This window comes from Sphingomonas kyeonggiensis (genome assembly GCF_014196745.1).
Classification (GTDB): Bacteria; Pseudomonadota; Alphaproteobacteria; order Sphingomonadales; family Sphingomonadaceae; genus Sphingomonas; species Sphingomonas kyeonggiensis.
Genome location: NZ_JACIEH010000006.1, coordinates 162177 through 182053 on the forward strand (window position 1 = coordinate 162177; position 19877 = coordinate 182053).

At 64.0% G+C, this 19877-nt stretch carries 21 protein-coding genes, 1 tRNA gene and 2 pseudogenes; 15 read left to right on the top strand and 9 right to left on the bottom strand.

Annotated elements, in window-relative coordinates; all coding sequences use genetic code 11:
• The first annotated feature begins 65 nt into the window (after window positions 1–65).
• Together GGR46_RS24935 and GGR46_RS24940 are read left to right on the top strand one after the other, a co-directional pair.
• Window positions 66–419 carry a VOC family protein gene (locus tag GGR46_RS24935; RefSeq protein WP_184000805.1) on the top strand — a complete coding sequence of 118 codons (354 nt, stop codon included), beginning with the start codon at window positions 66–68 and terminating at the stop codon, window positions 417–419.
• Complete coding sequence (locus GGR46_RS24940) at window positions 409–1830, top strand: class I SAM-dependent methyltransferase (RefSeq protein ID WP_184000806.1); 1422 nt, start codon at window positions 409–411, stop codon at window positions 1828–1830. Before GGR46_RS24935 ends, GGR46_RS24940 begins: the two co-directional genes overlap by 11 nt.
• Before the next feature lie 60 nt (window positions 1831–1890).
• On the opposite strand, the gene GGR46_RS24945 is transcribed toward GGR46_RS24940, so the two are convergent.
• Window positions 1891–2901 (bottom strand): aldo/keto reductase, encoded by a 1011-nt coding sequence (locus GGR46_RS24945; protein WP_184000807.1) that lies wholly within the window; start codon window positions 2899–2901, stop codon window positions 1891–1893.
• Between the two features lie 228 nt (window positions 2902–3129).
• On the opposite strand from GGR46_RS24945, the gene GGR46_RS24950 reads away from it, so the two are divergent.
• Window positions 3130–3498 (top strand): Ig-like domain-containing protein, encoded by a 369-nt coding sequence (locus tag GGR46_RS24950; protein WP_184000808.1) that lies wholly within the window; start codon window positions 3130–3132, stop codon window positions 3496–3498.
• On the opposite strand, the gene GGR46_RS24955 is transcribed toward GGR46_RS24950, so the two are convergent.
• Complete coding sequence (locus tag GGR46_RS24955) at window positions 3495–4328, bottom strand: LD-carboxypeptidase (RefSeq protein ID WP_184000809.1); 834 nt, start codon at window positions 4326–4328, stop codon at window positions 3495–3497. The two genes, GGR46_RS24950 and GGR46_RS24955, sit on opposite strands and share 4 nt — an antisense overlap.
• A 40-nt stretch (window positions 4329–4368) precedes the next feature.
• Here GGR46_RS24955 and GGR46_RS24960 point away from each other — a divergent pair, with 40 nt between their 5' ends.
• The 6 genes from GGR46_RS24960 (at window position 4369) to GGR46_RS24985 (ending at window position 8684) form a co-directional block, all read left to right on the top strand.
• Window positions 4369–5766 (top strand): glutamate ligase domain-containing protein, encoded by a 1398-nt coding sequence (locus tag GGR46_RS24960; protein WP_184000810.1) that lies wholly within the window; start codon window positions 4369–4371, stop codon window positions 5764–5766.
• Between the two features lie 91 nt (window positions 5767–5857).
• On the top strand, window positions 5858–6034 hold the full coding sequence (locus tag GGR46_RS24965; RefSeq protein WP_184000811.1) for a hypothetical protein: 177 nt from the start codon (window positions 5858–5860) through the stop codon (window positions 6032–6034).
• 206 nt (window positions 6035–6240) lie between these two features.
• A complete protein-coding gene (locus GGR46_RS24970) occupies window positions 6241–6891 on the top strand; it encodes a hypothetical protein (RefSeq protein WP_184000812.1) in 651 nt (216 codons plus the stop codon).
• A gap of 265 nt (window positions 6892–7156) precedes the next feature.
• On the top strand, window positions 7157–7567 hold the full coding sequence (locus tag GGR46_RS24975; RefSeq protein ID WP_184000813.1) for a hypothetical protein: 411 nt from the start codon (window positions 7157–7159) through the stop codon (window positions 7565–7567).
• Window positions 7564–7773: a helix-turn-helix transcriptional regulator gene (locus GGR46_RS24980; protein ID WP_184000814.1), complete on the top strand. Its 210-nt coding sequence runs from the start codon at window positions 7564–7566 to the stop codon at window positions 7771–7773. The genes GGR46_RS24975 and GGR46_RS24980 overlap by 4 nt, the downstream gene beginning before the upstream one ends.
• A complete protein-coding gene (locus tag GGR46_RS24985; protein WP_184000815.1) occupies window positions 7770–8684 on the top strand; it encodes an alpha/beta fold hydrolase in 915 nt (304 codons plus the stop codon). Before GGR46_RS24980 ends, GGR46_RS24985 begins: the two co-directional genes overlap by 4 nt.
• A gap of 63 nt (window positions 8685–8747) precedes the next feature.
• Here the strand turns inward: GGR46_RS24985 and GGR46_RS24990 are convergent, their stop codons facing one another.
• A complete protein-coding gene (locus tag GGR46_RS24990) occupies window positions 8748–9653 on the bottom strand; it encodes a DUF2171 domain-containing protein (protein ID WP_184000816.1) in 906 nt (301 codons plus the stop codon).
• 200 nt (window positions 9654–9853) lie between these two features.
• Here GGR46_RS24990 and GGR46_RS24995 point away from each other — a divergent pair.
• Window positions 9854–9929: transfer RNA gene (locus GGR46_RS24995), tRNA-Ala, on the top strand.
• A gap of 447 nt (window positions 9930–10376) precedes the next feature.
• Here GGR46_RS24995 and GGR46_RS25000 read toward each other — a convergent pair.
• A complete protein-coding gene (locus GGR46_RS25000; RefSeq protein ID WP_184000817.1) occupies window positions 10377–11009 on the bottom strand; it encodes a hypothetical protein in 633 nt (210 codons plus the stop codon).
• Between GGR46_RS25000 and GGR46_RS25005 the strand changes: the two genes are divergently transcribed.
• The 4 genes from GGR46_RS25005 (at window position 10995) to GGR46_RS25020 (ending at window position 14537) form a co-directional block, all read left to right on the top strand.
• The gene (locus GGR46_RS25005) at window positions 10995–11396 is read left to right on the top strand and encodes a hypothetical protein (RefSeq protein WP_184000818.1); all 402 of its coding nucleotides are present in this window, start codon (window positions 10995–10997) and stop codon (window positions 11394–11396) included. The genes GGR46_RS25000 and GGR46_RS25005 overlap by 15 nt on opposite strands.
• Window positions 11397–11398: 2 nt before the next feature.
• Complete coding sequence (locus GGR46_RS25010) at window positions 11399–12139, top strand: hypothetical protein (protein WP_184000819.1); 741 nt, start codon at window positions 11399–11401, stop codon at window positions 12137–12139.
• A 531-nt stretch (window positions 12140–12670) separates the two neighbouring features.
• Window positions 12671–13732, top strand: a complete 1062-nt coding sequence (locus GGR46_RS25015) for a sensor histidine kinase (RefSeq protein WP_343058362.1) — start codon at window positions 12671–12673, stop codon at window positions 13730–13732.
• A 247-nt stretch (window positions 13733–13979) separates the two neighbouring features.
• Complete coding sequence (locus tag GGR46_RS25020; protein WP_184000820.1) at window positions 13980–14537, top strand: glycine zipper 2TM domain-containing protein; 558 nt, start codon at window positions 13980–13982, stop codon at window positions 14535–14537.
• Window positions 14538–16002: 1465 nt separating this feature from the next.
• Here the strand turns inward: GGR46_RS25020 and GGR46_RS25025 are convergent.
• From GGR46_RS25025 to GGR46_RS25040, 5 genes and pseudogenes are all read right to left on the bottom strand, one after another.
• A complete protein-coding gene (locus GGR46_RS25025; protein WP_246426368.1) occupies window positions 16003–16302 on the bottom strand; it encodes a response regulator transcription factor in 300 nt (99 codons plus the stop codon).
• 246 nt (window positions 16303–16548) lie between these two features.
• Window positions 16549–16848, bottom strand: a complete 300-nt coding sequence (locus GGR46_RS25030; RefSeq protein WP_184000821.1) for a hypothetical protein — start codon at window positions 16846–16848, stop codon at window positions 16549–16551.
• A gap of 274 nt (window positions 16849–17122) precedes the next feature.
• Window positions 17123–17512, bottom strand: a complete 390-nt coding sequence (locus GGR46_RS25655; protein ID WP_246426375.1) for a DMT family transporter — start codon at window positions 17510–17512, stop codon at window positions 17123–17125.
• Window positions 17513–17659: 147 nt separating this feature from the next.
• Window positions 17660–17974 (bottom strand): annotated as a pseudogene (locus tag GGR46_RS25660) (EamA family transporter); the annotation flags it as partial.
• Window positions 17970–18869 (bottom strand): annotated as a pseudogene (locus GGR46_RS25040) (ParB/RepB/Spo0J family partition protein); the annotation flags it as partial. The pseudogenes GGR46_RS25040 and GGR46_RS25660, both read right to left, overlap by 5 nt.
• 739 nt (window positions 18870–19608) lie before the next feature.
• Here GGR46_RS25040 and GGR46_RS25045 point away from each other — a divergent pair.
• Window positions 19609–19818 carry a helix-turn-helix transcriptional regulator gene (locus GGR46_RS25045; protein WP_184000822.1) on the top strand — a complete coding sequence of 70 codons (210 nt, stop codon included), beginning with the start codon at window positions 19609–19611 and terminating at the stop codon, window positions 19816–19818.
• Window positions 19819–19877 lie beyond the last annotated feature (59 nt).

Here is a 19877-nt window from a genome sequence, read left to right on the forward strand (position 1 = left end):
ATCCTACATTGGAAGCCCGTTTCGAGATGGCGTAGAGCCGGGGCAACAAGGGGAGAGGCCCGGACATGGCGGAACATCACGCGACTGCGATTCTCCCCTGCAACGACCTCGCGGCGAGCCAGGCCTTCTATGCGCGGCTCGGCTTCCGGCTGGTCAGCGACCATGGCCATTACAAAATCCTGGCGGACGGCAAGGGCTGGCACCTGCACCTCAACCAGGCGGTGACCGGCTGGCTGGTGCCGGGGCACAATCCGTTCGGCATCTATCTCTACACCGACAATGTCGACGGCGTGGCGGCGGGCGTGCGCGAGCTGATCATCGAGAAGGAAGGGCCGAGCCTGAAGCCTTGGGGCTGCTACGAGTTCGCGGTGAGCGATCCGGACGGGACGCTGGTGCGGGTGGGGCGCGTTGCGGACTGAGGTCGCGCAGCTGCTGGACATGGCGGCGGAGGCTGCGCGGCAGGGCCGGTACGGCCAGGCCTTGCCGATGCTGAGCCGGGCGCTGGCGCTGGATGTCGAGGGCGTGGCGCCGGCCTATGCCGAGCTGTTCGCCCGGCTGTCGCTCACCGGCTGGCCGCCACAGCTGGAGGCGGACCTAGTGACCTGCCTGCATGCGGCTTCCGTCGATCCGCAGGCCCTGGCGCGGACGGCGGCGCGCATGCTGCTGGTCAAATATCCCGAGCCGGTGGTGGCCGAGGATTCGCTGTGGGATGCGTTCCTGACCCGTTGCATCAATGTCGATCCGGCGATGGAAGCGCGGCTGGCCTGGCTTGCCCGACGCCTGCTGCCGGACCGGTTGCGCGATGCGCTGGCGGTGCAGGCGTTCGCGAGCGAATATGTGTGGGGCGGGGAAGGGCTGGAGGTTCCCGCCGACGCCGCTGCCGGGATCGAGGCCGAGCGCTATCTCGCCGCGGAGATGCCGCGTCTTTTTCCGCGGTCTTCGGCGAGGAACGAAGAGGGCGAGGCTCGGCACGTTTCCGATGCGGTGCGTGCCCAGTACGAGGCCAATCCCTATCCGCGCTGGCGGGCGCCCGCGGCGCGGCAGCGCGTTTCGGTGGCGGCGCATCTCGACGCGCTCGGCGCGCCGCAGGCCGAGCCGCTGGCGGTGCTCGTCGCGGGCTGCGGCACCGGGTTCGAGCCGATCGACCTGGCGCGGACGGACCCGTCGCTGTCGATCACCGCGCTCGACCTGAGCGCCGCCAGCCTGGCCTATGGCCAGCGCATGGCGAGCGATCTGGGCGTGGAGAAGGTGCGGTTCGTGCGGGGCGACATCCTCGACGTCGGGCAATTGGGCCAGCGCTTCGGGATGGTGAGCAGCACCGGGGTTCTCCATCATATGGAGCATCCCGAACAGGGGCTGGCCGCGCTGGCCGGCGTGCTCGCGCCCGGCGGGGTGCTGCGGATCGCGCTCTACAGCGAGCGGGCCCGGGCCTGGGTCGCCGAGGCGCACCGGGCGATCGCCGGGCATGGCTGGGACGCGAGCCCGGCGGGCATCCGCGCGTTCCGTGCCCATGTCCTCGCGCTGCCGCCCGACCAGCCGCTCGCGCGCCTTCGGGAGAGCGACGATTTCTACACGCTTAGCGGCTGCCGCGACCTCTGCTTCCACATCCGCGAGCATTGGTACCGGCTGCCGGCGATCGGCGAGATGCTGGCGGGGGCCGGGCTGGAGCTACTGATGCTGGATGCGCCGCCCGAGGCGCAGGACCTGTTCCTGCGGCGCTTCGGGGCGGCAGGAGACCGGCGTGATCTGGCGTTGTGGGATCGGCTGGAGGCGGACTTCCCGCACCTGTTTGCGGGGATGTTCCATTTCTGGGCGCGGAAGGTGGCCTAAGCACCCCCGACATCCTTGCTCCCCTCCCTTGCAGGGAGGGGAATCTTGGAAGGGACGACTTCAGTCGATCGGCAGTGGGGCATCCGGCGAGACCAGCGCCGCTTCGCGCAGCTCGCGCCAGAAATCCGCTGGGACCGTCTCGTTCAGTGCCGCATGGTCCTCGGCGAGGCGGCTCGGCTTGCTGGCGCCCGGGATCACCGCGGCGACCGCCGGATTGGCGAGCGAGAATTGCAGGCCGGCGGCCTTCATGCTCACCCCGTGGCGGTCCGCGATCGCCTTGATCCGCGCGACCTTGTCGAGCATCGCCTGGGGCGCCGGCGCATATTCGAAATGCGCGCCGCCGACGAGCACGCCCGAGCTGTAGGGACCGCCGACGACGATGCCGAGCCCGCGCTCGACGATCCTGGGCATAAGCCGCTGCAGCGCACGCTCGTGATCGAGCAGGGTGTAGCGGCCGGCGAGCAGGAAGCCGTCGGGGCGCGGCTCTTCCAGGTCGAGCAGCAGCTCGCAGGCCTCGACCTTGTTCACGCCCAGGCCCCAGGCGCCGATGACGCCTTCGTCGCGCAGGCGGTCGAGCGTGCGGAAGGCGCCCTTGCGCGCCTCGGCGAAGCGATCGACCCATTGGTCGCGGTAGAAATCCTGGGCGAGATCATGGACGAAGACGATCTCGACATGATCGGTCTTGAGGCGCTTCAGGCTGTCCTCGATCGAGCGCATGGTGGCGTCGGCCGAATAGTCGTTCACCACCTTGTTCGCGCGGCCATGGGCGAAGACGCCGGCCTTCTCGCCCTGGTCGCGCGCGCTGACATCCTCCAGCTCGTCGAGGATGACGCGGCCGACCTTGGTGCTGATCACATAGTCCGCGCGGGGACGGCCGGCGAGCACCTCGCCCATGCGGATCTCGGCCAGGCCGGCGCCGTAGAGCGGTGCGGTGTCGTAATAGCGGATGCCCTGGTTCCAGGCGGCGTCGACGGTGGCGCGCGCCTCCTCCTCCGGAATGTCGCGGAACATGTTGCCGAGCGGGGCGGTGCCGAAGCCCAGCTTGCCGGGGAGGATGTCCTTGATCGCCATGTCGCCTGCTCCTTGTTCAGCCTTGTCCGGGCGGCAGATAGGAAGCGGGCATGGCGGCGGGAAGGGCAATACCCGATCGGGTGACCGGCAGCCTCAATTGCGTGGAAACCAATAGAAGCAACGCTTTCGGACGTATCCGTCATATTCGGATTGTCGGTGCATGGCTGGCCATGGGAGGCTTCAAGAAGGGCAGGAGGATTCCCGCCCTTTCAGACGCGGAGGAAATGCATGCCCATGCTTCATGTACTTTCGAGCATCTATCTGGCGGCGGCGGGAATTGCCGAGCCGGCTCCGGTATTTCTGTTCAACAGCAATCCAGTTGCGGTGGACGATACGGCATCGGTCCAGTGCCTGACGATCCAGTCGATCAACGTGCTTGCCAATGACTATGATTCGGACGGCGATCCGCTCACCGTCACCAGTGTCGACTGGCAGACGGGCAATCATGGCTATGCCGAAGTCGACGGCAACATGATCTCCTATTCGGCTGACTCCGTCGGCACCGACGAGATCTATTATTCCGTGTCGGACGGCAATGGCGGCACCGCGACTGCCAAGCTGACCGTCACGATCACCGGGCGGCACTGCAATCTCTAGATCAGCCCGAACGGCACCACGCGGTTCAGCTCGACATGCCCTATCTCGGCCCGGCCGAGATAGGGTACGCCCATCTCGGCGCACCAGCGCAGGATGATCTGGTCGATCGTCTCGCCGAAGCTGTAATTGCCCTCGGCCTCGCCATTGTCCTTCACCGCGGTGACCTGGCCCAGGCGGATGCCGGCAATGCCCTTGAGCTGGGTGGCGTGGGCCATCTGGAACAGCATCCGGTCGATCCGGTAGAGCGGCTCGTCCACTTCCTCGATGTAGAGGACGTGGTCGGTCAGGTCCGGCAGGTATTTGGTGCCGATCAGCGACGCCAGGATAGACAGGTTGAACGCTGCGGCAGGGCGCCCGTCGGCCAGGCCGGGCTCGAGTCCGCGTTTGTCGCCGTCGATCAGCCAGCCGAGCACCCAGCCGGCGGCGGTGCCGTCGTCGTTCTTGCCGATGCTGGAGGCCATCGCGCCATGCGCCACCCGGCCGATCCGCCGGGCATAGAGCGCGCCGAGCAGGAAGCCCATGTCGGAGAAGCCGATATAGGTCTTGTGGTTCGCCGCCGGGCCGAGCTTCGGCATCACCGCTTCGAGGATGCGGTTCGAGCCATAGCCGCCGCGCGCGAACCAGATCGCGTCGAACGCCGGATCATTGGCGAATTCGAGGAAAGCGGCGGCGCGCTGCGCGTCGGTGCCGGCGAAATGGCCGGCCTCCAGATAGCATTGCGGGTGGAAGACGATCTCGTGCTGGGGATAGGTCAGCGCCATGAACGCGGCCATGCGCAGCGATCCCTCGCGGCTGACCGGTCTTGCTGGTGCGACGACTCCGATGCGCATGCCTTGCCCCTTTGCTTCGAATTGCCGATAGCGCGGGGTCATGGAGCATCGCAAACCTTACTTCTTCGTGGGCATCGGCGGTTCGGGGATGATGCCCCTCGCGATGATCCTGGCCGGGCAGGGCGCCAAGGTGGCGGGATCGGACCGCAGCCTCGATTCGGGGCGGCTGCCGGCCAAGTTCGATTTCCTGAAGGCGAGCGGCATCGGCCTGTTTCCGCAGGACGGCAGCGGGATCATTTCGAGCGAGCAGATCGTCGTCGCCTCGGCCGCGATCGAGGAGACGGTGCCCGATGCCCGCCGCGCGGCCGAGCTGGGCAACCAGCGGATGACGCGGGCGGAGCTCAACGCCGCGCTGTTCAACGCCGCGCGCCTTTCGATCGGGGTGGCCGGGACCAGCGGCAAATCGACTGTGACCGGCATGATCGGCTGGATCCTCCATGCGCTGGGCCAGGACCCCACGGTGATGAACGGCGCGGTGATGAAGAACTTCGTCACCCCTGAGGCGCCGTTTGCGACCGCGCTGGTCGGCGGCGGCGAAGCCTATGTCAGCGAAGTCGACGAGAGCGACGGCTCGATCGCGCTCTATCGCCCGCAAGTGGCGGTGCTCAACAATGTCAGCCTCGATCACCTGCCGATGGAGAAGCTGATCGAACTGTTCGGCGCATTCATCGCGCGCGCGGGCAAGGCGGTGATCAACCTCGACAATGGCGAGGGCGCGCTGCTCGCCGCGACCATGCCGCGCGACCGGCTGCTGACCTTCGCGATCGGCAGCCCGGCCGACCTGACCGCGATCAACCTGCGCGAGCAGCGCTACGGCATCGCCTTCGAGCTGGCGCGGGAAGGCGAGCCCTCGATCCCGGTGACGCTGCAGGTGCCCGGCCGGCACAATGTATCCAACGCGCTCGCCGCGATCGCGGCGGTGGTGGCGGCGGGGCTCCACATCCGCGACGCGGCCCAGGCGATCCAGGGCTTCCAGGGCCTCAAGCGCCGCTTCGAGCTGGTCGGCGAGGCGAACGACATCGCGGTGATCGACGATTTCGGGCACAACCCCGACAAGATCGCCGCGACGCTGGACACGCTCCACGCCTTCGACGGGCGGCTGCTGCTGCTGTTCCAGCCGCATGGCTATGGCCCGCTCAAGGTGATGCGCGCCGAGCTGGTCGCGATGTTCGTGGAGAAGCTGGGCGCCGAGGATGTGCTCGTCCTGCCCGATCCGGTCTATCACGGCGGCACCACCCATCGCGAGGTGACCAGCGCGGACATCGTGGCGGATATCGCGGCGACCGGGCGCGGTGCCGTCCATATCCCCGAGCGTGCGGCGGCGGCGGCGCATCTCGTCGCGATCGCCCGCCCGGGCGACCGGATCGTGGTGATGGGCGCGCGCGACGACACGCTCAGCCAGCTCGCGGCGGAGATGCTCGCCCGGCTGGAACAGTAGAAACGGGCATTGTTTTCGCCTGTTTGCGGAAATCCGTAGACTTTCCGGTTGGAAATGCCACCATAGTGGTCAGATTCCGGGGAGGCGGCATATGAACCTGCTGCAGCCAGTCTATTGTCTGTTCGGCAAACACCATCGCAGCCGTGGCCGCGCATGGGGTGACGGCTCTGTCTATCGATCCTGGTGCAAGGGATGCGGCAAGCCGATGATCCGCGACCTGCATGGCTGGCACCTCGATCTGCAACCCCCGGGCGAAAAGAAACCTTAGCGTATAGTCATGCTCGCTGGGTATTATTTGCTTGGCAATTCATCGCCTCCAGCAAGTAGTTGGAGACATGTCGGGCCTGACCGCTGCTCAGTTCGCCCGTGGTTTTCGCCTTGGATGATTGCCGACGACCAGGTGCGATTTCCCTTGCCATGCGGCGATATGGGCCGCCCTCGCCGCCGGGGCTTACTTGACTCGGTAAACGGTTCGTGCGGCTTTGGAGGGGTGCTCAGCATTCTGCGGAGCACGTCATCTTCGCGCTGGTTAGGGTTGTGCATCCAAAGGGTATAAGACAGGCGAAGGTCTGGCTGAAGAAAGCCGAGTCCTCGGCCGAGGCGCTGCGGAAGGCGGATCAATTCGATGCCATCGAATCTGCCTGGCTCGACTTCTTGATCGCAGCTGGAACCATCTACCTAAAGTTAGAGAGTGCTTGCCCTGGCACAGGGCCGGTAAATGGGTGGTTTGGCAGGGTCCGGGAAGAAAGAAAACTCGATCCACTACTGAGATACATTCATCACGCGCGCAATTCCGCTCAGCACGGCATCGAGGATAGCACCGACCCCGACGCGCTGGAATGGAGGGCAGACCTCGCGGGCCGAGCCGTAGTTTTTCGTGGCGAGCATCCGCCAATCTCGATGGAGTGGGAGTCGGCCGCAGGAGGGGTCATCTCAATCGACACGTTCGAGAAGCGCCGGATTGTGGGACTGAAAGCAGTTTTCGACCGCGGAAATAGCTTTGACCCGCCAACGTCGCATCTTGGGCAATCGCTCCCGCCGTTTCTGGAGCCGATCAATGTAGCGTCAATGGGACTCAAGTACCTACGCGATCTGGTGGCAACAGCCGAATTCTACTCGTCATAGGAGGCGGCCGCCAACATCATCCGAAGGACTGAACGCACCAAGCCTTGAAGTGGTAACCCTGCGCGGTACTATTGGGCAGCATATATCACGGCCGCGATCACGGCCTCTATCTTAGAAGGCCACCTGTTATGCAGGCCCCTCGTGCGCATCCGCCTGCCAATTTATGATATAATGACTTGCTCGCTTTCCATTATGGAAAGCTAGGTTGACATTCTTGCGACTCATCGCGTAAGGCTAACTTTACAAGCTGTAAAGGGAGCCAATCATGGCGATGAATCGTGCGCAGAAACGATATTCGGTCTCGGTGATGCTGCTGATGGCCGGCTATGTGCTGATCCTGCTCGGTGTGGTCGCCTATCATGACAACCATCCGCTGCACGGTCCGCTCGGCTATGTCGCCGGGCTGCTGCCTGCCTTTCCGGTGATCGGGGTGTTCTTCGTGCTCGGCCGCTATCTGGTCGAGGAGCGGGACGAGTATCTGCGCATGCAGGTCACTCGCCAGGCGCTGATCGCCACCGGCTTCGCGATGAGCATCGCGACTGCCTGGGGATTCCTCGAGAATTTCGATCTCGTGCCGCATGTCTATGCCTATTACGCGGCGATCCTGTGGTTCGCCGGGCTGGGCCTGGGTGCCTGCATTAACAAGCTCGCGGCGATGCGCGGAGGCGGGGAATGATCAACCGCCTCCGCGTGCTGCGCGCCGAGCGCGCCTGGAGCCAGCAGGACCTGGCCGAGCGGCTCGAGGTTTCCCGCCAGAGCGTGAATGCGATCGAGACCGGCCGCTACGATCCCTCGCTGCCGCTCGCCTTCAAGATCGCCGACCTGTTCGGCCTGACCATCGAAGAGATTTTCACCAACCCCGCCAAGGAGCCCAAGCAATGATCCGTCGTATCGCTTTCGCCCTGCTCGCCACCGCCAGCATCCCGGCAATCCTCGGCACGCAGCAGGCCCATGCCGCCACCTCCGCCCCCGCCCAGGCCGGCCTGATCCAGATGGACCATGTCTCGGTGCAGGTGATCGGCAAGGGCAGCCCCGTGATCCTGATCCCCGGCCTCTCCAGCCCGCGCGCGGTGTGGGACGGCGTGGCCCCCGAACTGGCCAAGGCGCACACCGTCTATCTCGTGCAGGTCAACGGCTTTGGCGGCGACGCGCCGGGTGCCAACCTGGCCGACGGGGTGATCCCCGGTATCGTCGCCGATCTCCACAAGCTGATCGGCGAGAAGAAGATCGGCGGTGCGGCGGTGGTCGGCCATTCGATGGGCGGGCTGGTCGCGCTGATGCTCGCCAGGGCGCATCCGGGCGATGTCGGCAAGGCGCTGATCGTCGATGCGCTGCCGTTCGTCGGCTCGGCCTTCTTTCCGGGATCGACCGTCGAGTCGGTGAAGCCCCAGGCCGAGGCGATGCGGGCCCAGATGACCAGCCTGTACGGCAAGCCCTTCCCCGAAGCGGTGGGCCAGGCGATCGCACGCCAGAATGCCCTGAAGCCGGAGTCCCAGGCTCAGGTCGCGGCCTGGTCGGCCAGGGCGGACATGCGCGTCTCGGGCCAGGCACTTTATGAGGATCTGCAGACCGATCTGCGCCCCGACCTGGCGGGCATCGCCGCGCCGGTCACCGTGCTGGTGCCCTGGACGGCGGCGCGCGGCGGCGAGGGGCCGGTGCTCGATCTCTACAAGCGGGAATATGCCGGCGTGCCCAAGGTCAGCGTGAAGGGCGTGGCGGAGAGCGGGCACTTCATCATGCTCGACCAGCCCGCGGCGTTCCAGGCGGCGCTGATCGCCTTCCTCGCCGGCTGAGCGGACAAAGAGGGGCCCGGGAACATCCCGGGCCCAGTTCTGCTCACATCTCGTATCTGGGGATCAATAGGTGCCGGGGAAGCTCCGGTTGAGGTTCCTGTCGCGGCTCCAGTCCTGATCGTCGCGTCCGCCGAACAGCGCGCCCGAGCGCTCCTCGTCCTTCCACGCCGCCTGTGCCTCGTCCGCGGTCTTGCGCAGCGTCACCTTGTCGTCGACCGACTGGACCCAGCGCGACGGGATCGAGTGGTGATGCCCGCCGGCATCGGTGTCGTTCTTCGTCAGGATGATCCGGTCGCCGCGCACCTTGTCGACGGTGCCGACATGGCTGCCGTCCGAACCGATGACTTCCATATGCTCGCTCACCCGGCGCACGGCATCGCGCTGGCCCTGGCGATCGGTGCGCCAGGTGTTGAACTCGTTCTGGAAGCGCTGCGCGTTCTCGCGGCGATACTCGTCATAGTCCTTGTCGAGCTCGGCGATGCGTTCGCGGCGCCAGCTGCCGTAATGATCGTCCGGACCCTGCGCCCAGCGTTCGCTGCGTGCCTGGCCGGTGTCGTAGCGCATATCCTCTTCGCGCCGGCGCTCGGCCTCGCGATCGCCGAACCAGGAGCGGACCTCGTCGCCGGCGCGGTCGAGAAAGCCGCGGTCCGCATCATGGCCGTCCCCACGGTTGTCGCGATAGTGCCGGTCATAGCCGCCCTGGGCCCCATAGCCCCGGCTTGGGTCCCCTTCGCTGCGCGCACCCCGATAGTCGCGCGCACCGCGGTCCCAATCATTGCCGTGCCCGCCATGGCCATAGCTGCTCTGGGCGCCATGGCCTTCTCGCTGGCCACGCCCGCGGCCGAGCTCGCCGGCGGCCGCATATTCCCGAGCGCTCGAATAATGTTCCCCGCCGGCACGCCGCGCGCCGCCGACCTGATATTGATCCTCGGGGCCGAAATAGCGGGGATCGGTGTAACGGTCGTTCATCGGAATCCTCTCCATTGCCATTGGGCTGAACTGGTGCGGATTCAGCGGATGAGGCGCGTGGATGGTTCCTGGAAAAGCTTGGTTTTTCAGTGCCGTTCGCCGCACGGGCGAAGCGTTTTGCCGCGCGTGCCGCAAGCCGGTTGCATTGGGCAAAAAGCGCCGCTAATGGAGCGCCTCCCGGCCTGCCCGGGACAGGCGGCGGGGCTGTAGCTCAGATGGGAGAGCGCTGCAATCGCACTGCAGAGGTCAGGGGTTCGATTCCCCTCAGCTCCACCACGCCAGCAAAATCTTTGGTCTAAGATCAACCCCTTAGGGGGTGAGCCGGAAATCGGTCCCACATTTTCGTCCCACAATCGGCGGGCTTTAGTGGCGCGGCCTGAGACGGCGTCCGGCCAATGGGCGTACTCTGATCATCATCCCGATTGGGTTTTCAGGGTCATGTGAAATTCTGCCCTATCGATTTCTTGGCTTTTGTTGAGAAGCGCGGGAGGAAACCCAGATTCCGAGGTACAGGATTGATTTCACATGGGATTTGCCCGTAGCCCTATCGGCCACCCCACATTTTTTCCCACACTTCGCATGAGATTTTATGAGCCGGCGCGAAACGGCGCGCGTCCGCTTTGCGCCCCATGTCAGTCGTTGCTGCGGCTTTGGTTACCTTTCGGCGATGCGCAAGGAGCCGCTCTACATCGAAGTGCTGTGAGCTTTCCCTAGCCGTTCAGACTATTCCTCACCCCACTCGCGTCGCCGCGCGGCGACGTCGCGGGCTGCTCGCCGCTGCTCCCACGCCATATGCTGGGCGAGATCACGCGCTCGCTCTCGCGCATAGGCTTGGACCTTGGGGCGCGCATCGTCTCGGTATCGCTCGATCAATTCCTTGCGGTGGGCATGGACCTCGACGAACCCAAATTCGCCGGACACCACGCCTGTCTCGCCAAGCACGTTCGACACGCGGTTGAGCAGCTTATCACCCGGCTCCAGTCGGTCGACCACCTCCATCAGCACCGGATAGAGTTGTTCGGCGCCTTCATAGGGTGAGAGCGTCTTCAAGATGAATTTGAAGTCCCGCTCGTCGCCTTGGCGGGCGAGGTCGGAAAGCCTCGCCTCCACCGCATCGGTCAATTCCGGAAATACGTGTTTCAACAGGCGACCGCCGCGATATTCGTGGAAGCTCGAATCCTCGTCATACCATTGCCGCACCGCTGGGAGCAGGAGGTCGGCGTGCGGTGACAGCGCCTCCGCGAGATCGTGCGCATTGAACGGAACCGCATCGAAGCGGTCTCCCGTTGCGTCCCGCTTTCGGCGAAGGCGAGTGCCAAAGAAATCGACCACGAGATGAGGATGCTTCAGGCTCACCGCGACCAACAGCCGGACCGCCCTGAAGTCGACGTCGGGGATCACGATCCGTTCGCGCCCGTCGAAGAAGAGGCGCCCGAGGACCGCGCGCTTCGCCAACTCGGCCTGCTGGATTTCGTGGTCGCACGAGAGCTGAAGCTCGAACTCGAATTGATGGATCGCAACGGCGAGCTGGTCGCGGAACTCGGCAATGCCATTGCCGAGTTCCGGACGGGCGCTGCCATGTCCGTGGTCGTGATAGATCCGGCAGATGCCGATGGGCGCGAGAGACGTGCCCGTGAAGACTTGCTGTCCGGCGAGCGCCGGCGTGCGATCGAGGAGACACTCGAGGCATGGAGGGATGCGGTCGAGAATCTCGGCGGTGCGATCCGCGGCACGGACGCCTGATCGTGCCGATCGTGAATCTTCTCGGGAAGCTGCAGGCCGCCGCGACGGCGCTGGGTATTGCGGCGCCCAGCATCGGCGCCTCCAAGGGCAAGGCCTATGAGGTCTGGATCATGCTCGAGATCGCGGCGCGGCTGAAGCGACGCGGCGTCAAAGTCTATCCGCTGAATCAGAACAACCAGATGGAGGCCAACTTCCGCGTGAACGGGGCACCCGCGAACATGCCGGGCGTCGATCCGAGCGGGTCCGGCGCTTGCCACTTCTTGTTCGTGAGAGATGCAAATATTGTCGAACTCCATCTCGGTTTGAACCATCTCGGCCTCAGCGGTGCCACGCACGAAATCGACTTGTCGGTCCTGCCGGCGGCGCAGGGATGGGAACTGAGGCAGAAGGGAGGAGGGCCGTTTGACGGACACGTCCTTGTCGGCCTCGAGCTCAAGGCGCACAGCGACCAGTACAAGCTCGATCATTGCATTCCCCGAGCGTTACTCGGGGTCGCCATCGACCTCGATCCAAGCTGGCCGATCCAGGGCTGGACCTTTCACACAGCGGGCGGCAGCAGCGGCCGCCGAATGGATCGCACCTCGAAAACGCGATTGGCGGTCATGACGACGACGCAACTTTTCGACAGCTCGCGCCAGTATCTCGAACACCACGGCGCGGGTGCGCACGCCGATGTCACGCCAAGCGGCAACACGGCTGCCATCGACGCCGCGGTCGATTGGATCGACGAACTCTTGGCCTGACCTGAGCGACTGCCTTCGAGAGGGGGCAAGGGCAGCGTGAATGACAAAGATGGGTCTTCGCGGCTTCCAAAACAGTGTAACGAACGGCCGATTCTTGTCTTGAGTCGCCCGAAAGCAGCCAGTCCGCAATCGGCGCATTTGCCGTCGTTGGGCCGATCACCACGAATGGCCGGATGTGCGCCGGTTACGGAAAGTCCGGTTTTGGGCTGCCACCACGCGATAGCTGCCGTTGGCGAGAGGTATCCTCGAACGACAGGCGGCGCCCCACTAAACGCCGTTCGGCTGAATTGTCGCCGATCCCTAAAGCGATCGTCGCTGTGGTGCCTACGATGTGAATTTTGCCGCCGTGATGGCCGCCCGTTTTCCTAGCTATAATCTACGCTGTCGGCGACCGTCCGAATAATAGCAAGGTTTGCCCTGGGCATGTGCTATGATGCCAGCAAGGCCGAGTCCGCCATCACTCATGCGTGCGGCCGTGTGCTCTACATAGGACTTCATTCCGGAGAAACCTGGGGGCCGAAAGGACTCCACGTGCCCGACACAGCATCCGAAGCTCCCGAGCTGAGCCTCAATCTTGCCATGGCCGTAGTCGCATCGTCGCATGCGCCGGTGTTGCTCCTCGACGAGAATCGCGTTGTGGTCGGGGCCAGCGAAGCCTTTTGCGACGCCTTCGGCATCGATGCCGACACCATCGCAGGCCGTGAGTTCGCCAAGCTGGGTGCCGGCGAATGGGCTGTCGCACAGCTCCAATCGCTGCTGAAGGCGACTGCGTCGGGCTTGGCCGAAGTCAAGAACTATGAGTTCGACCTGAAGCGCGAGGGACGCGCGTCGCGCTGCCTGGTTCTGAATGCCCACAAGCTCAATTATGGCAGGGGCGAACCGGTCAGGCTTTTGCTCGCCATTGCCGACGTAACCGACGCTCGGATCGCGGAAAAGATGACCGAGGATCTGATCCGCGACAAGGGGATGCTCCTTCAGGAGCTCCAGCATCGCGTCGCCAACAGCCTTCAGATCATAGCCAGCGTGTTGATGCAGAGCGCTAAGCGGGTGCAGTCCGAGGAGGCGCGCGCACATCTGCACGAGGCCCATCACCGCGTGATGTCGGTGGCCGCCATCCAGAGGCAGCTCGCCGTGTCCTCGATCGACCGCGTCAGGCTCGGGCCATACTTGACCCAGCTGTGCGAAAGCATTGGCGCATCGATGATCCACGATCCCGGTCAGATCAGCCTCAACGTCACCAGCGACGAGAGCAGCGTGAATGCCGAGGTGTCGGTCAGCGTCGGTCTGATTGTCACCGAACTCGTCATCAATGCGTTAAAGCATGCCTTCCCCGAAGGGCGGCGGGGCAAGATCATGGTGAACTATGGTAGCCAGGGGCCCGTCTGGAGCCTGTCGGTGGTGGACGATGGCGTCGGCATGCCGAAGCAGCAGTCCGGGGCGTCTAAGGCGGGCTTGGGCACCAACATCGTCCAGGCACTCGCCAAACAACTCGAGGCGCATATCACGATCTTCGACGCGACACCCGGAACGGCGGTATTATTGGAGCATGGCGAGGGCAGTCCTGGGGGCACAGAGCCCGTCGCTGCTGTCTAAGCATGGCCACCGCCTCCAGCGGGAACTACGGCGGAGTTATTGGTCTAAGGGCGATTCGGTCCCGGTGACGCGAAGCGCGCATTCGGCGAGCACTGAAGGATGTATCCTAACATTCTCGAATAGAGCCAATAATAATTATTGGCGATCATAAAATAAGATCTACAAATTATATTTGATTTTATTTTGGACTTTTGCGCAGGCCGAGCCGTTCTGTACATGACAACATCCGTAGTTAGGAACATAGATCATGAAGAACATATATCTTGCGGTCGCCATATTGGTCGTCGCGACTCCCTCCTGGCCCGCGCTGGCACAGCCCAATCAACCTCGAAACGAACAGCGCGGGGACCTCCGCGCGGCCGATCAGGAATATCATGGGGACCGCGATGCCGACAATTCACGCGAGGGTCGCAAGGCCCAGCGTGCGTATGCACGCAACCTCGCGGAAGCCAATCGCAACGCGCGACAGGCCAATCGCGGCTGGCGCAGATACGCCAATTATGACTGGGATCGCCGCGAACCCGGAATGAACCGCTATGACGCTGGGCGCTACTATCGCAGCGGCAACTACTATCGTACCCGGACGCTTGCCGCGAACGACCGCATCTATCGCGGCCAGAACGGGCGCTATTATTGCCGTCGCTCGGATGGCACGACGGGGCTGATCATCGGCGCCGCCGCCGGCGGACTGCTCGGCAATACCCTCGTGCGCGGCGACAGTCAGGTCCTGGGAACATTGGTCGGCGCTGCCGGCGGTGCGTTTGCAGGTCGAGCGATCGAGCGGGACGGCGTTCGCTGCCGATAAAGCTAGGCATCTCACAGGGAGGATGGTGGGAAACCGCCACCTTCTTCGAGAGGCCGGTGCCGGTATCGGGTGATCTGAATCGCCCTTGCCAGACCGAGTGCAAGAACTCCAGGCGCTGGAATTACCCATCGAACTGTACCTTTTCATTACCTGCATTCTGGCCGCAGTAATCGCACTGCTTGTCAGCGTGTGTGTCTGGACGCTGTGGAATGACGCGCGCCAGCGCCGGATCGCTCGGCGAAGTGAGCTATGATGGCTGGTGATTGGACAGTCTCCTCAACATGCTCGGTGTTCGCGGGGCCACGGCCTCCGAGGCTGAACGCAATCTCGGGCAATTCTCGCCTCCTGCGGCTTCCGCAGGATTTCCGACGCCATTGCCGCCGGATCCCGGAACTCCGCTAAACGACCGCTTCCGCCGGACCGCTTGCCGATAGCGGCCAGGAAGAATCACCCCTTCTCCGCCGTTCAGGCATCGCCGGGTTGATTTAGAAGCCGCCGGGCGGCTTCCGCCCCCCCCCAAGCAGCCTGTCGCCAATCCACCCGTCCTCCGCCGTTACAGTCCAAATGTGCCCAGCCATTGATCGCGGTCCCAGTGAGACCGGTTGTGCAGGGTCATCGCCCTAACAGCACGAGAAGCGGACGCGCTCCGCCTGTGCGACGAACGCTGGTGTTCGGCAGGCTTTTGGCGCGCGAGGCTGACGCGTTGGGTCGACCGAGCGGAATCATTACTAGAAATAAAAGGCATGAAAATCTCCGCGTCAGAGCGGAATCATGGATAATAAGCAGTCGTGTTCAAGCTATGAAATCACGGCACGATGCAAGGTATATGCTAACGGCATTTCACCTATAACAGTCCGACATTTGAAATCGGCAAATAGTTTAACTGCGCCCTTGCGATCCATCCTCGCGCGCATGACATAGTTTAAGCGATCCTGAAGCTGATGCGTCGGCCCTTCGAACCGCCCGAGACAGCAAGTAGGATGAAAAGCCGATGTTTCTAGACGACCGCGACGCGCTGGCAGGCAACGAATTGCCCCTGCCCTGGAACACACCGCCCTCCAACCAAGGATCGAGCGAATGCCGCTGGTGTTGGCGCTTCATCTACGCGCCAGCGCTCCCATGCTCGATCGAAGTGCTCCCCGGGCTCGCCGATATGTTGACATCGTCCGGGTTCGGAGACCGATGCAAATGGGAACTCGCTACTCGCATGCCTGCAAACGGCGCGCTCGCGGGAATACCCCTGTGACCAGCAAGCACCAGCGCTGGACCCAAACCGCAATCAACGACCTGAGAAGTGGGATTGCAAACGGGCTGGAAGTTGAGACCATAGCCGACACATTAGGGCGCACCGTGGAGGACACTAGAGCGATGGCTTTGCGGCTCCGTCTGCTCGTGGCGAGATAGCCGGCCATTGAACCGTTAACCTGACTCCGCCCCCTGCCGGCGGTAGGCCAGGCTGATCCGGTCATGTACCAATCACACCGTTGGTCAGCGCAAATGCGACCATATGCGATCGGTTCCGCGTTCGAGTCTTGAGACGTATATGGTCGATATGGCGCTCCACCGTCCGCGGAGCAATCAGGAGCTTCTTGGCGATCTCCTTTGCGGAAAGACCAAGCGCGACAGATTGTAAAACTTGAAGTTCTCTCGCCGTCAACCACTCGTTGGGCGCGTCGCGTTCGTCCATGGCTTGTCCAGTTCTGAGCGGAGAAGTGTCAGAAAACGCTTCGGCAACATCGGGAAAGCAAAAGAACTCAATGTACATTAACTTAGGTTAAAATTTACTTCCAGTAAATTACTGCATTATCTAATTTTTTCGCCGCAGCAGGTTGATTTGCATCAAGTTGGGCGGGGCAGCGCTCGCTCGAACCGGCGCCGCTCATGCGCCACCGGAGCTGCAACCAAGCTTAATCGTGGAAGAGATTAGGCTCTGCGACGCGGAAATATGGTAAGCGGTGGCCCTGCTCGCAACTTCACCTCGCGGTGGCAGCGATCTCGCGCACGCGCCTGATCAGGGCTTCTCGCGGTTGCCGGCCGTGAGCCAGGCGATGATCTGATACGCGTGCCGGCGGAGGCAATTGGGCTCCTGGATCAGCAGCGTGCACGCACCATGCGGATCTCGCTCAGCAAAGGAGGCGAGCTCGTGCAGGTCGCCTCGATAGTTGCGCAGGATCCGGATCGCCGCCAAGCCCATCCCGGCTGCCTCTTCCGCCTGGATCTCCAACGCCCGTTGATAGATGACGTTCGCCCGGCTGGCGCTAACGTGCAGCGCGTCGCCGATCGCCTGGAATGTTGCGCCCTCCTCGCGCATGCGCAGAGCCGTCTGGTGCCGTTCCCTCATGTGAGGGCGATAGCATCCGCTGTACCGATGTCACCAGCGCTGGCGACGAGCGCCTGCAGGGCAACCCTGCCGCCACGTCGACAGCTAAGCGGCGCCAATGACGATTTCGTGCCGGACCCAGATCCCGGGAGGTGGGGCGCGTGATCCGGGCCCGAACCCATAGACGGCAGCTTTTGAGGCGAGCGTCCGAGATTGGGTGGAAAGCGGTCACGGGACGGATGCAGTGATCGCCATAGCGCATGAGCTATTCACTTTCGAGTCGATCCGCGTGGCGCCGGCGTGGCTTCAGCTCACTGGTCACGACGCCTGCAACTATGAATGCCGCCCCGAGCACAGCCAACGCAGGAAGCCGATCGCCGGCTACCCGCCCAATCAGGCCCGCCCATACTGGCTCGCCCGCGTAGATGATCGTGGCGCGGGCGGGCGAGACTGACTTCTGCGCCCAGTTCATCGTCAGCTGGATCAGCGCGCTCGCGACCCCGAGGCTGATTGCGGCCGTGAGCCAGATCCAAGAGAAGGGTGGAATTGCCTCACCGGCGAGTGGCATCGCGGCGAACGACAATGCGCCAGCAACCAGCAACTGAACGACTGTGACCCGGCTGCTATCCACCTGCGAGGCGAAGCGCCCGATCAAGATGATCTCGCAAGCGATGGCCGCAGCGCTCAACAGGGTGGCGATTTCGCCTATGCCAAGGCCGAAATGCAAAGCCTCGGGGCCGGCGAGTAGCACCAGGCCGATAAACGCCAATACTATGCCGATCCACGTCATGGCTCTCGGTGGTCGCCGCATGAGCGCCCATTGCAGCAGGGGAACCATCGGGACGTAGAGCGCGGTCAGAAATGCCGATGTGCTGCTGTTTACCGTCTGCAGACCGTAAGTTTGGAGGGCGTATCCCAGGAAAATGGTCATGCCGATGGCACTGCCAGCCGCCAGCTCCGTGCGGGTCAGCCCACGCAGCGCCTTGCGAAAGACCAGCAAGCTTAGACTGCCCGCAGTCATGAAGCGCAGGCCGACGAAAAACAATGGGCCAGCATGGGCGACGGCGATGTGGACGATCAAGAAGGTGCCACCCCACAACAGGGTGATTCCGATCATGGACGGTCACCTCGCCGCGCGCACTGACCGCGAGGAAGACCTTGCCGCCCTTGCGCTTGGGGCAGCGCTCATGCTTCCAGCTGTGGAAGGCCTCGCCGGACGGGAGGATCACCACCTCGGACCACCCGGCCTCACGATAGCCCTCGGCCTTGGCCTCGATGGCGGGGGTCTGCGCCGCCCAGAAGCTGGTCGTGTCGGCGAAGAAGCGCTCCTCGCCGAACAAGTCCGACACCAGCTCGCCGGGATAGTCGGCCAGATCGAACAGCGCCGCGCGTACCGACACCGAAGCCCCGCCGAACAACCATGCCTTGAGCTGGTGCCCGGTCGGGCAATGCGTGTCAGGGTCGTCGAACAGCCCCAGCCAGTCGCGCTGCCGGGCCTTGGAGGCAAGCGTCAGGTGCCGCACCGTCGCCGCGTCGATGTCGCCCTTGCGGTACAGCCCCCGGATGCGGGGCAGCAGATTGCCCAGCGCCAAGGTCCGCTTCACCTGCAACTCGGTGAGCCCGAAGGCGAGCGCGATATCCTCCGGCGACCGCCCCTCACGGACCAGCCGCGTAAAGCTCTCCCACAGGGTCACCTCGTCGGGGTCGAGCCGCGCAACATTCTCGATCAGAGAGGCTTCCAGCGCCGCCGCATCGTCGCCCGGCGCCATGATCGCGCACGGCAGGGGCTCGGCCTCGCCGCTCTCCTCCGCCACGACCAGCGCCGCATGGTAGCGCCGCTTGCCCGCCACGATCTCGAACCGGTCCTCGTCCGCTGGCCGCACGATCAGCGGCACCAGCACGCCCCGCGCCCGGATCGACGGCAGGATGTGCGACAGGTCGGCCTTGCCCTTGGCCCGCATGTTGGCGGCGGAGATGCAGAGCTTGGCGGTATCGATGTGCTTAAGTTCCATCTGTCCTACTCCTTCTCAAACCACCGCAACCGGCGCCGGAATGGCGGGGGTGGGCGGCAGGAGCGGACCGGCAGTCTCGCCGATAGAGGCGGGCAGCACCCGCAGGGCCGAAACGAAGAGGAGGACCCGCGCAGCGGGTTGCGGCCCGCCGCGGCGGGACTAGAGGGTAGCGACGCCCACCCCCGCCAGTTCGAGTGCCGGAGGCAAAACGCCGCCGCGCCCGCGCGGCGTCCGCAGCAATCAGCGCGTAGCGCCAAGCGCCGAAGGCGCCCATCAAAGCAGCACTCTCGAATCCGGTCGGCCGTCGCGGCGGCGTGCGCGCGCAACCGTGGGTCAGCCGCCGCCGTGCCCTCCGACCGGATCGAGTGTGACACGCGGAGAACAAAAGGTGCAGCGGACCCTGGCAGCTGCGCAGCAGTCCGCCAGAGAACGCCCATCAGACACCGCGTTCCCGCTGAACGGCACCGCCGTATCAACGTCAGCGATCGCAACCCGAATGGGCCGAGACGCGCGGCGACTCGGGGCCGCGCAAGCGGCGTAGAGCGCGGTAACGCGCAGCGTGAGACGCCCTGACACAAGCACCCTGATTCCAGTGACCTACGCTATCCTACGTTTGTGCACGCTGTGGCCGCAAAGGCACCCTCTGACACCCAAGAGACCCTTTTCACCTGCCTGGATTCCTGCCCAACTTACCCCCCGGGGCGCACCACTCAACGGCACCAAGTGCAAGGTGATACCAATGCAGACCGACACCCCCGACCGCATCCTCCGGATCAAGGCCGTTCTCGAGCGCACCGGCCTCAGCCGCTCGACCATGTACCGCAAGATGCAGAGCGGCACCTTCCCCAGGAACATCCAGATCAGCACCCGGTGCGCCGGCTGGCGGGAGTCCGCCATCGTCGAATGGCTCAAGAACCCGATGTTCTACCAAGCGACCGACGCACCATGAGGAACCTCCAAACGGTTCTCTTCCGAAAGAACCCATCCGTTTTGAATGTGGACCAATCG